The organism is Mesorhizobium sp. 8, from assembly GCF_006351905.1.
Classification (GTDB): domain Bacteria; phylum Pseudomonadota; class Alphaproteobacteria; order Rhizobiales; family Rhizobiaceae; genus Mesorhizobium; species Mesorhizobium composti.
Map to the genome: position 1 here is coordinate 1,657,032 of NZ_CP040914.1, position 9,116 is coordinate 1,666,147.

Genomic DNA, 9,116 nt, shown 5'->3' on the forward strand with positions numbered 1-9,116 from the left:
AGTCGACAGTCCGCTAAGCCTTGCTAGGCCGCTTTGGAGTTGCGGTCTTCGTCCTCCTCGGCGACCATGGCCTTGAATTCCTCCACCGACTCGAACCTGTTGCCGTCGACGTCAATTATCTCGCCGGACGGACACTCAATCGCAGCGTAGCCATCCTCTTCGCTGTAGTTGCCGCCAGCGGCTAGTGGGTAATTCCCCCCAGGGCAAAGGCGCCAGGCTACCACGGGCTTGAAAGTGTAAATTCGCTCGCCGTTGACAATGTCTTTTTCGACCGTTCGGAAACCGACCGCCGCCGGAACGATTGGAAAAAAGGCCATCTCGGGGTCGTCGACAAAGCCCGAAATGGTGACGTTGCCCGAAAGGCAAAATTCGTAGGCGCCGGATTTCTGCGGTCGAAAAAGAATGACGTTTTCAGAGTTCAGTTTACGGCCGTCTTCAAGCTGAATCAGCGGCATGAATATCCCTTCCTCCCGCTCGCCGCGGGGTTGGTTGATGGATTGGATTCAGTTCGTTTGGTTGCTGCCGACGTTGCGGCGGTGGAGCCGCGTGACCGCGGTCGTTGGGCGCTGAGGCCAATATACATTATATAGCGGCGAACCTGCTCGCAAACACCACATATAGCGATTTCGGCTAAATTATTCCAATCGCACACTACATATTGTTATGTGTCAGAGAGGGGCATAACGGGGAGAAATCTCTACGTGCTCCCATCCTCGTAAACGGCTCGATGCGCGTAGAAACGCACGTTCTTCCTATAAATAGCGATTTAGAGTGGGTTTTTCCCGTCCACGACGATGGACGCATGGCCTATAAAAGGCAGCGCACTCCGAACCGTCAAGGAGACGATCAAGAACTATCGTTGTATTCGCGCAGCGCCCTTACGAGCGCTTCCTGCCACGTTCCGAGATCAATGATATCAAGAGCTTCCGTTCGGCTACCGTGCCCAGAACGGACCTCCGCTACCAATCCTTTCAATGGCTTAGCCGAAAATTTGCGCTCCTCATGTCGCATTCGTGTTGCAACTGACAATCCTTGGAAATCAAGGGTTTTTACTGATGCGCGGCAACTCGACGCGACATGAAACGCAACATGAGCAACTGGCCACCCCCCCGTTTTATGACCGACGCGGACCTTCGCCGATATTTCGGATTGTCAGCTCGGGCCCTGGCACGATTGCGGCTCACCGGGCGTTTCCCTGAAAAGGATCCGCTGATCGGAAAGACGGACCGGAAGGCAGTCGACTGGTTTTTTGACCGGAGAGCCGGGCTCGATCTCGGGCAGGTTTTGGCGATCGAGGACGGCCCGGAGAACTTCGGCAATTGACGCCCGGCCGAGCCCGCGCGATTGTGGAGCGTGCTCTGGGAGGGCTTGGGGATGGGGTATCTCGATTTTGTCGTTTTGATCGTGCCAGCGGTTATCGGGCTGGTGGCCGCGCTCGCTTTCGGACCAAATCGCGGGTCCATCGGCGGCGCCGTTGTGATGCTGGTGGCGGTGTTCGTCCTACTGTTGTTCCAGGTGACGCCACATGAAGCCGGGAGCGCCCTGGGGCTAATGCGCTTCGAATGGTATCGCTGGGTGCCGGCTTTCCTGGTAGGCGCGGCTGCTGGCTCCGTCATCTTCCGGATGCGGAAGGGATGACGGATGCGATTTTGGTCAGTGGGGATGACGAAGTAGCGGGAACGCATGCCCCGGAGCGGCGTGGATCGAGACCGTGGCCATGCATATGGAAGCGGCCGAGGCGTTGAAGCCGAAGGGGCTTAAGGGGGAAGCGGCTTGAAGGGTAAAATCGTAGGGGGAAGGCACATCCGGCTGGAACAAATAGGCACTTTCAAGAAAGTTCGCTTGCCTTTTCAATCCACTAGAATAACTCAACACATATGTTGACTTCCACACTTGTGTGGAATACGCTATCTATATGAACGCGAACGAACTCAGGCGATGGCTCGCCAAGCAAGGCTGCACCTTTGAAACCCATCGGGGCGGCAGCGGGCATGTCACGATCAGGCTTAAGGGCAAAGTATCGCAGTTGCCCATGCACGGCGGCGGCAAGGAGCTTGGCACCAAACTGGTCGAGAAAATCAAGAAAGACCTGGGCCTCAAGTGAGGAGATTTTTGTATGTGGTATGAACTCGCGTTTACTCCCGACGACAACGACACCTGGTTTGTAACCGCCCCGGAGTTTCCCGAAGTTGCGACGTTCGGCGCAACGCAGGAGGAAGCTTGCCGGAATGGTCTGAACGCAATTGAGGAAGCAATCGCTGCCCGGATCGCGAACGGCGACGATATTCCTTTTCCTCTGAAGGATACTCCCGGCAAGGGTCGATTTGTAGAAGTCCCTGGCATGGTCTTTCTGAAATCGGGGCTTCACATGATCCTTAAAGGCAAAGGCTGGACCCGCGCCGATCTAATGCGCGCGCTCAACTGCAAGCGCGAACATGTGGATAGGCTATTTCGGATCGACCACAATTCGAGGCTGGATTCGTTGGAGGATGCGTTCAAGGCACTCGGCCACCCGCTGCGCTTCGACATGGACTTTCCACAAGCAGCATAGCTGGGCCGACCAGCATTACCTCTCGCCCCGGCTCCGGCCGGGGTTTTCGTTTAGGGATCAGCCTTCGTCGCCCCGGGAGGGCTCTGTCCACCGATCGCGGATGTGGCTTGGAACTGCTTCGCCAGCTCCTCCAACGCCTCAACGTCGCTGGTGTAGGATGCCGCATGGTTGGGATACCGATCGCGCTGCCGTCGGTAGAAGTCGAGCCATTTCGGAAGGTCGGAGATCGGGAACGTGCCTGACCATGGCCCCTTGGACAGGGTGAAGGTGCCTGTCTGCGAATCGTATATCGCTGTCGTCTGCATGAGTGCGGTATAGTCGCTCGATGCTCGACAAGATCACCTTTCTGTTGGCTTTCTCGGTCTTCTTCGCGATCGGCGGCGCGCTGGCATGGGCGCTGCTCTGATGCGCGTTTCCATGCTCCTGCTCGCTGCGGTGGTTGCCTTCATGGTGGTCTATGCCATCACCGGCGGTTTCCGCATTTTCTGAAAGGCGAGATCGCCTGATCTGGTAGCTGGAGCCGATCTGAAATCCGGGGCTTCGACTTTAGGTCGCAATCCGACCTGTTAGCTTGCACTTAAAGGCGTTGCGGCTAAAATTCTGTTGGGGTTAGATTCGGCGCAGCGGGGGCTATTTATGCTGGCTGATGTCATCAATCAGGCCTTGGACAAGCCTGATATCGCGGGGATTTTGCGCGATCATCTGCATGCGGCGAGCTACGCAAGCAGCATTCCGACCATAGAACGCGATCATAGCCGTTGCCGCGTCCCTGTACTGCCGCCGGTCCACCAGCGTTTCCACAAGACCGTACATCTTAAAAAGAACCGGATCGGTCCGGGCGACTAGCCCCGCGGCCCGCTGCCGCATCTTTTCAAACGGGACAACAATCAACTGCAGCTCGGCGCCGGGGCCGTCGATCTGAGAGCTGTCGCGCGTACTCATGACACCTGAACGACCACTGGTTTCGAGCTGGCCAACGGGAGACACGCCATGCTCAAGATGCGAAACGAACTTCTGGAATTTGCCGAACGCTCACATCAGTACAGCAACCTTGAGGTGCTTGTCGATGAGTTCGCACAAGTCATAGATGCACAAGGCTTCGGGTCCTTCATCATGACAGGCCTGCCTTCGACGGGAAATGATGTCGAGCCCCTTGTGATAGCAAACGGCTGGCCGGTGGCATGGTCGGACCGATACCGCGAGCAGGCTTATTTCGCCGACGACCCGATATCGAAATGGTCAATGACCAGAACGCGACCTTTTCAATGGCGCGATGCGTGGCGCATGCACATGCAGACGGAGCGCGTGAAACAGATCAATGGTGAAGCCAAAGAACATGGGATGGCTGATGGAATAGCCTACCCGATGCGTTCCATTGGTGGCTGGCAAGCCGTCGTTTCGCTCGCAAGCGAGTATCCGTTGGACATTGGCCCCGGTGGCGAGGCGCTCCTTCACATGGCGAGCTTATACTTCCACATGCGAGCAACTGAAATCTTGTCAGCCCGTTCGCAAGTGCCCCTGTTGTCGGCCCGACAGCGGGAAATCCTGTCATGGATCGCAGCCGGCAAATCATCTTGGGAGATCAGTGAAATTCTCTCGATCGCGCAAGACACCGTGTCGAATCACGTCAAGGCGATTCGTGAAAGGATGAACGTCAACACCGCCGTCCAGGCGGTCGTTCTGGCTCTGAAATCCGGTCAAATACAACCGTGAATCGAGCTGGCATGACCAAATCCGGTCATACCTTACAACCGGAGTTCTGAAGACCCTACTGCCGTCAACAAGCGGTGGGGTTTTCCATGCAAATTCATGTCGTCAATGCGGCCAACAGGCACCTTTATGATGACCTGTTGGATCAGTTCTTCCGTGCTCGCCACGAGATCTACGTCGAGGAAAAAGGTTGGCGGGACGCCGACCCGAGCGGAAAAGAGATCGACCAGTTCGATACCGACGCCGCAACATACCTGATTGGGGAAATCGGCGGAGAAGTCATGACCGGGACGCGCCTGGTCCCGACCACCGAACCGCACCTCCTCAGCGAGGTGTTCCCCCATATGGCCGATTTCAAAGGGTTGATCCGGCACCCCGATGTGGCCGAATGGACGCGAGGGTTCATCACCAAGAAATTCCGCGAACAAGGTCACGGGCCAATCAAGGGCCAGTTCTGCGGGACCGTCATGGAATATTGCCTTCTCGAAGGCATCAAGGCGATCGGCGGCGTGCAGGAAACCTATTGGCTTCCGCTCTGGAAGCGCTTCAGGTGGACTGTCAGGCCGGTCGGCAACCCGCGCGAGATCGATGGCGTTCCCTGCGTTGCGGCGTTCTTTGATGTCTCTCGGACAGCCCAACTCAAGGCTCTCTCGTGCGGTGGCCTGTCATCTTCGATCCTTGTCTACCGCGGTCCATACCGGCCGTTCGTGACCGAAGCCGAACGGAGGATCGCGGTATGAGCGCGGTTCAGAAAACGCAGAAAGATAAGGCTCGCACAAACTCATCCATCCGCAAGGCAGCAACGCTGGACTATGTCCGCGAGATGCTGCGGGAGCTTCGAGATATGACGGACGCGGAGAATGAGCAGTTCATCACGCATCTCATCGGGATGGCCTACCTCGCAACCAGTGATGTGATCCGCACGAGGTACGCCAACCTCGTTTCCGGCAATCACTCGCCCAAGGAAGTTCGTGATGGCTCTGCATTTCAAGGACGCTGAACTCGACCGGATGGTTCGGTCTTTGGCAAGGAGACGGCAGCTTTCCTTGACCGATGCCGTGAAGTTCGCCGTCAGGCGCGTCCAAGGGGAACCCGACGCGATTCCGCTCGATCTCGCCAAGGCGATCGATGGCATGCTCTTCGCGCTGGCACCACTCAAAGAGCAGATGAACCGAAATGGACTAAAAAGCCGGATTGAAATCTTGGAACATGGAGAATCACCTCATGCGCGTGGAAATTCAGATCCAATGGGATGACGAAGCCAAGGTGTGGATGGCGTCCAGCAGTGGCGACTTCGGGCTGGCAATTGAAAGCGCCTCGCTGAAGGCGCTGAAGGAACGCATCCCTGAGGTCGCGGCCGATTTGGCAGACCTCCCGGTAGGTAACCTAGAAATCATCATGGTGGAGGCAAAGCATCCGGCCGGCTATCAGTACGATTCCGAACAGGATTGGCTGCAGTGGGAGGACACGAAGCGGTTTTTGGACGACGGCTGGCATGGACCAAAGGGCGACCTCTCGAAGACCGACCTCAATATCGTCACGGCAAAGAAGCGATGAGGTGTGGGGAGGAAAGCTCGGCTGAATGACCGCGGGATGAGGCCAGACACCTTCAACGTCCTCTCCCTGACGACAGGACAGCACTGGTATTGCTTCGAGCATCGCGGCGAAGGGAAACCATACCTCAGAAAAGCAAAAACCCGCCCCGGCGAACCGGAGCGGGCGAGCAGTATGCAGAAAGTGCATAGTGGTCAGGGCGAACCTGTGCATAAATTGCACGACTTGGATTAGGGCGCGAACCCACCTTTGATCATGAAGCCGACGACGGCGACGACGATCCCGGTTACGACCATCCACATGATGCGCGACAGGCCTTCGGAAATTTTGTCGACCTTCTTGCCAACAGCGTCGATCTTGTCGTCCATTCGCTTCCACCGTTCATCGTGACGCGCTGAATCGATATCGCGTTGTGTTCGCCACGCCTCCAGCGTTGTAAGCCGCTGGCCGTTTGCCGCTATGCCCTGCTCCAAAGCAACCACGCGCCCGCGCAGATCGGTTTCCATCTCAGGTGCCTTTTCGGTCACTGTCCCCGTGCCCTTTTCTGAATGCTATTTGCAGTAGGCGTCACGGCGGGCATTCGCCTGCCGGACTTCCGCGACGGTCTGGGGCGTGTCGCCCTTGGCCGAATAGGTGATCGGTGACCAGATCAGGCACACGTCACGACTTCCGGTCACGGTTGTACTCGTCGTCTGGCATCCCGACAGGAGCAGCGCCAGCAGCGCGCTTGATGCGATCGATCTCATTGGCACGTGCTTCGGCCTCCTTTGCCTTCTGTCTGGTTTCAGCGGATTGCTTGCCGGCTGACCGTCCGCGCAGATAGGTCGCCACGAACGCGGCGATGACGACGCCAGCGCCAACAAGGTACGTGCTGGCCTTTGCAGCCAATGCGGCGAGGATCGCGCTCACAGCTGCCACCCCATAGTCCGGTCCCGTTGCAGCAAGAAGCTGCTCGTCATGGCGATATAGCTTCACCTGCTCGGCTTCACGGTTGTAGCGGATGCCGTAGGTCAACGCGTCGGCAACGATCTGCGAAGGAAGGGTGCGATAGTGACCTGCCGGCGCCTTCGCGAGGGTGCAAAGCTGGCCGAAGCTCCAATGTGTCGGATGGGCGATGTTGCCGCCGTCCAAGCCGACCGAAAGATCGTGGGTTTCCTCGATCGTCGCCGGGTTGCCAGGCGCGATAAATTCGATGTTCCGGGTGCTGACCCTGTTCTCGACCGAAGCATCGGCTCGGGCCGAGACGCTCGCATGTAGGTCGGTCAGCGAAAGGAAACGCTGATCGGAAGGCCGGGCGATCCACTGGCGAGACAGGTCGGTTCGGACCTCTCCTTTGCCGAAGTTCCCGACCTTGTAGGCGGCTGATTGCTGCATTGCACATCCCCTTTTGGATTAATCCCGGCCAGCCAAATCGGCGGCACATACGGAATTAATCCCGATTTTTAAGGTTATGCAACTGCTAAATTCGGGATTTAAGCCGGATTTTAATGTTGATTTTTTCGCGGATTTTTTCCTCGCGCGCGTACACGCACGCGGAGTTTATATCCATACATAGACAAGGGCAGGGTCCGTAAGGAACCCTGCCCCTTTATCTGGGTATATCGTTTCTACGAGACCACCAGTAAATTTCTCTGGTGAGAGATTCGAGACTGACCGGATACGCGCGCGCCTGGAGGCGCGCTATGCGAGGTGCCGAATTGTCGTCACGGCAAGTCCCTCGATCGACCAGTCGCCTTCGATCGGCTTTCCATGAGCCTTGCGAAGATTGATTTTCCCATTGGACATCGAGACGACCTGCGCCAAGCTGCGCTCATGCAGCGAGGAATTGCGTTGTCGGTTTAGAATCACGACATCGAGCGGCTTGAACGGACGCCCGATCGCCTCAATCCCAGAAGCCAGGAGCGTGATCACCACCTCGTCTTCCACAATGCCGAAGGCTTCGGAGCTTTCTCCTTTGACGATGAACACGCATTGGTGCTCGGATGGGAACCGCGGCTCTGGATCGTAGGGCGAAGTTGGGAATGATTTCGCCATCTCCTTCGCCTCGCGCCAGGCGCCTTCCTCGATCACGCCGTAGATCGGCAATCCATCTTCGGGAATGCCATCCTTTCGCGGTGCGCGCTGATACAGCATCAGATATTCGAGGTCGCAATCGAGGACGTTCGCGAGCTTGGCAAGGTGCGACGGCCGCGGCTGCGCCTTTCTGCCCGACAGTAGATCGCGGACAAAACCGTTCTTCAATTCGGCCGTTTCCTCGGCCTTTTTGATGTTCAGACCCACAGCTTCCAGCCGAAGTCGGATGCGCCGGGCGACCAGATTTTCCATGCTGTCCACTCCTGAATTAACCCTGAAAACTTCAATGAGTGTGGTTTATATCCAAAAATAATCGGAGGAATAGCCCCAAATATTTTTTGGGAGCTATGCTTAACGCCGGTTGAATGTGGATTTAATCCCGATTATGCCTTGTGGCATGACCAAGCTCGAAAAGTTCCGATCCGATCTTGCCACCCTATTCGAGGTCTTCGCTGCCGCGACAGGCCGCCGGTTGAGCAATATCTCCGAGGCGGTCGCCAACGATCCGAAGTTTGCGGCCACCTTCCGAGAACGCGACATGCGGATCGGAACCTACGATACCGTCACGCAGAGATTCTCCGCGATATGGCCTACCGACCTGCCCTGGCCGGATGGCGTCGACCGCCCTGCGCCTGCTCCGATCGATGAAATCTCGCTCCGAGCCTCGCGAACGAATCCGATCCATCCTGACTGGCCCGCCGATAACCCATGGCCCGCCGACATACCGCGGCCAGTCGCATCCTCGCAACCTGTCGACGGGAATGGAGCCTAAGAGCATGGCAAGGCGAATGAAGAAGGCCGACGCGGCGCCGTCGACGAGCGAGATCAGCGCCGAAGACCTCAAGCGGGTCGTCAAGGAATACGGCAAGCAGGTGGCGAACGCCGCCGAGTATCAGGGCCTTGCCGGGCAGGCCATCAAGACGGCGATCGAGCGCCACAACCTCGACCGGAAGGCGTTCCGCTTCACCCTCGGCCTGTCGAAGATGGAAGAACAGAAGCGCCAGGCGACGCTTCGCGGCCTGCTCGAATACTGCCACAAGATGGGCTTTTTCGATCAGACCGACGCCTTCGACGACATCGTTGACCGCATGGAAACCATCGCGGCCGAAATCCGTGAAGGTGCCGGCGAGCCGGCCAAGCAGGACGGCGTGGTCGCCCACCTAGTCCAGTAGCATGCGAGTTCCCGCGCACCGGCCCGAACAGTCAGAGCGCGCGGGATAGGGCCGAG

General features: G+C 57.5%; 17 protein-coding genes. 11 read left to right on the plus strand and 6 right to left on the minus strand.

The window, feature by feature from the left end:
* Positions 1 to 23 precede the first annotated feature (23 nt).
* Positions 24 to 455, minus strand: a complete 432-nt coding sequence (locus FGU64_RS07965) for a hypothetical protein (protein WP_139952086.1) — start codon at positions 453 to 455, stop codon at positions 24 to 26.
* 622 nt (positions 456 to 1,077) lie between these two features.
* Between FGU64_RS07965 and FGU64_RS07970 the strand changes: the two genes are divergently transcribed.
* From FGU64_RS07970 to FGU64_RS07985, 4 genes are all read left to right on the plus strand, one after another.
* Positions 1,078 to 1,323, plus strand: coding sequence for a hypothetical protein (locus FGU64_RS07970; protein ID WP_139952089.1), 246 nt, complete (start codon positions 1,078 to 1,080; stop codon positions 1,321 to 1,323).
* A gap of 51 nt (positions 1,324 to 1,374) precedes the next feature.
* Positions 1,375 to 1,638: a hypothetical protein gene (locus tag FGU64_RS07975; protein WP_139952092.1), complete on the plus strand. Its 264-nt coding sequence runs from the start codon at positions 1,375 to 1,377 to the stop codon at positions 1,636 to 1,638.
* A 277-nt stretch (positions 1,639 to 1,915) separates the two neighbouring features.
* The gene (locus FGU64_RS07980) at positions 1,916 to 2,104 is read left to right on the plus strand and encodes a type II toxin-antitoxin system HicA family toxin (protein ID WP_139952095.1); all 189 of its coding nucleotides are present in this window, start codon (positions 1,916 to 1,918) and stop codon (positions 2,102 to 2,104) included.
* Positions 2,105 to 2,116: 12 nt separating this feature from the next.
* Positions 2,117 to 2,551: a type II toxin-antitoxin system HicB family antitoxin gene (locus FGU64_RS07985; protein ID WP_139952098.1), complete on the plus strand. Its 435-nt coding sequence runs from the start codon at positions 2,117 to 2,119 to the stop codon at positions 2,549 to 2,551.
* A gap of 630 nt (positions 2,552 to 3,181) precedes the next feature.
* On the opposite strand, the gene FGU64_RS07990 is transcribed toward FGU64_RS07985, so the two are convergent.
* Positions 3,182 to 3,493, minus strand: a complete 312-nt coding sequence (locus FGU64_RS07990) for a hypothetical protein (RefSeq protein WP_139952101.1) — start codon at positions 3,491 to 3,493, stop codon at positions 3,182 to 3,184.
* A gap of 48 nt (positions 3,494 to 3,541) precedes the next feature.
* On the opposite strand from FGU64_RS07990, the gene FGU64_RS07995 reads away from it, so the two are divergent.
* The 5 genes from FGU64_RS07995 (at position 3,542) to FGU64_RS08015 (ending at position 5,818) form a co-directional block, all read left to right on the plus strand.
* Positions 3,542 to 4,264 (plus strand): LuxR family transcriptional regulator, encoded by a 723-nt coding sequence (locus FGU64_RS07995; protein WP_139952104.1) that lies wholly within the window; start codon positions 3,542 to 3,544, stop codon positions 4,262 to 4,264.
* 86 nt (positions 4,265 to 4,350) lie between these two features.
* Positions 4,351 to 5,001: an acyl-homoserine-lactone synthase gene (locus tag FGU64_RS08000; protein WP_139952107.1), complete on the plus strand. Its 651-nt coding sequence runs from the start codon at positions 4,351 to 4,353 to the stop codon at positions 4,999 to 5,001.
* Positions 4,998 to 5,261, plus strand: coding sequence for a hypothetical protein (locus FGU64_RS08005; protein ID WP_139952110.1), 264 nt, complete (start codon positions 4,998 to 5,000; stop codon positions 5,259 to 5,261). Before FGU64_RS08000 ends, FGU64_RS08005 begins: the two co-directional genes overlap by 4 nt.
* Positions 5,236 to 5,517, plus strand: a complete 282-nt coding sequence (locus FGU64_RS08010) for a type II toxin-antitoxin system VapB family antitoxin (RefSeq protein ID WP_139952113.1) — start codon at positions 5,236 to 5,238, stop codon at positions 5,515 to 5,517. The genes FGU64_RS08005 and FGU64_RS08010 overlap by 26 nt, the downstream gene beginning before the upstream one ends.
* Positions 5,486 to 5,818 (plus strand): DUF1902 domain-containing protein, encoded by a 333-nt coding sequence (locus tag FGU64_RS08015; protein WP_180375656.1) that lies wholly within the window; start codon positions 5,486 to 5,488, stop codon positions 5,816 to 5,818. The genes FGU64_RS08010 and FGU64_RS08015 overlap by 32 nt, the downstream gene beginning before the upstream one ends.
* Positions 5,819 to 6,045: 227 nt before the next feature.
* Here the strand turns inward: FGU64_RS08015 and FGU64_RS08020 are convergent, their stop codons facing one another.
* The 4 genes from FGU64_RS08020 to FGU64_RS08030 form a co-directional block, all read right to left on the minus strand.
* A complete protein-coding gene (locus FGU64_RS08020) occupies positions 6,046 to 6,321 on the minus strand; it encodes a hypothetical protein (protein WP_136360145.1) in 276 nt (91 codons plus the stop codon).
* 45 nt (positions 6,322 to 6,366) lie between these two features.
* On the minus strand, positions 6,367 to 6,492 hold the full coding sequence (locus FGU64_RS23720) for a hypothetical protein (protein WP_281405293.1): 126 nt from the start codon (positions 6,490 to 6,492) through the stop codon (positions 6,367 to 6,369).
* Positions 6,476 to 7,189, minus strand: a complete 714-nt coding sequence (locus FGU64_RS08025) for a hypothetical protein (protein WP_139952120.1) — start codon at positions 7,187 to 7,189, stop codon at positions 6,476 to 6,478. Before FGU64_RS08025 ends, FGU64_RS23720 begins: the two co-directional genes overlap by 17 nt.
* A gap of 306 nt (positions 7,190 to 7,495) precedes the next feature.
* Positions 7,496 to 8,140 carry a helix-turn-helix transcriptional regulator gene (locus tag FGU64_RS08030; RefSeq protein WP_139952123.1) on the minus strand — a complete coding sequence of 215 codons (645 nt, stop codon included), beginning with the start codon at positions 8,138 to 8,140 and terminating at the stop codon, positions 7,496 to 7,498.
* 145 nt (positions 8,141 to 8,285) lie between these two features.
* On the opposite strand from FGU64_RS08030, the gene FGU64_RS08035 reads away from it, so the two are divergent.
* Positions 8,286 to 8,660 carry a hypothetical protein gene (locus FGU64_RS08035; protein WP_139952126.1) on the plus strand — a complete coding sequence of 125 codons (375 nt, stop codon included), beginning with the start codon at positions 8,286 to 8,288 and terminating at the stop codon, positions 8,658 to 8,660.
* A gap of 16 nt (positions 8,661 to 8,676) precedes the next feature.
* A complete protein-coding gene (locus FGU64_RS08040; RefSeq protein ID WP_139952129.1) occupies positions 8,677 to 9,060 on the plus strand; it encodes a hypothetical protein in 384 nt (127 codons plus the stop codon).
* Positions 9,061 to 9,116 lie beyond the last annotated feature (56 nt).

Coding starts and splice junctions, on each gene's coding strand:
- FGU64_RS07965 (WP_139952086.1), bottom strand. CDS start 455: ATGCCGCTGATTCAGCTTGAAGACGGCCGTAAACTGAACTCTGAAAAC.
- FGU64_RS07970 (WP_139952089.1), top strand. CDS start 1,078: ATGAAACGCAACATGAGCAACTGGCCACCCCCCCGTTTTATGACCGAC.
- FGU64_RS07975 (WP_139952092.1), top strand. CDS start 1,375: ATGGGGTATCTCGATTTTGTCGTTTTGATCGTGCCAGCGGTTATCGGG.
- FGU64_RS07980 (WP_139952095.1), top strand. CDS start 1,916: ATGAACGCGAACGAACTCAGGCGATGGCTCGCCAAGCAAGGCTGCACC.
- FGU64_RS07985 (WP_139952098.1), top strand. CDS start 2,117: ATGTGGTATGAACTCGCGTTTACTCCCGACGACAACGACACCTGGTTT.
- FGU64_RS07990 (WP_139952101.1), bottom strand. CDS start 3,493: ATGAGTACGCGCGACAGCTCTCAGATCGACGGCCCCGGCGCCGAGCTG.
- FGU64_RS07995 (WP_139952104.1), top strand. CDS start 3,542: ATGCTCAAGATGCGAAACGAACTTCTGGAATTTGCCGAACGCTCACAT.
- FGU64_RS08000 (WP_139952107.1), top strand. CDS start 4,351: ATGCAAATTCATGTCGTCAATGCGGCCAACAGGCACCTTTATGATGAC.
- FGU64_RS08005 (WP_139952110.1), top strand. CDS start 4,998: ATGAGCGCGGTTCAGAAAACGCAGAAAGATAAGGCTCGCACAAACTCA.
- FGU64_RS08010 (WP_139952113.1), top strand. CDS start 5,236: ATGGCTCTGCATTTCAAGGACGCTGAACTCGACCGGATGGTTCGGTCT.
- FGU64_RS08015 (WP_180375656.1), top strand. CDS start 5,486: ATGCGCGTGGAAATTCAGATCCAATGGGATGACGAAGCCAAGGTGTGG.
- FGU64_RS08020 (WP_136360145.1), bottom strand. CDS start 6,321: ATGGAAACCGATCTGCGCGGGCGCGTGGTTGCTTTGGAGCAGGGCATA.
- FGU64_RS08025 (WP_139952120.1), bottom strand. CDS start 7,189: ATGCAGCAATCAGCCGCCTACAAGGTCGGGAACTTCGGCAAAGGAGAG.
- FGU64_RS08030 (WP_139952123.1), bottom strand. CDS start 8,140: ATGGAAAATCTGGTCGCCCGGCGCATCCGACTTCGGCTGGAAGCTGTG.
- FGU64_RS08035 (WP_139952126.1), top strand. CDS start 8,286: ATGACCAAGCTCGAAAAGTTCCGATCCGATCTTGCCACCCTATTCGAG.
- FGU64_RS08040 (WP_139952129.1), top strand. CDS start 8,677: ATGAAGAAGGCCGACGCGGCGCCGTCGACGAGCGAGATCAGCGCCGAA.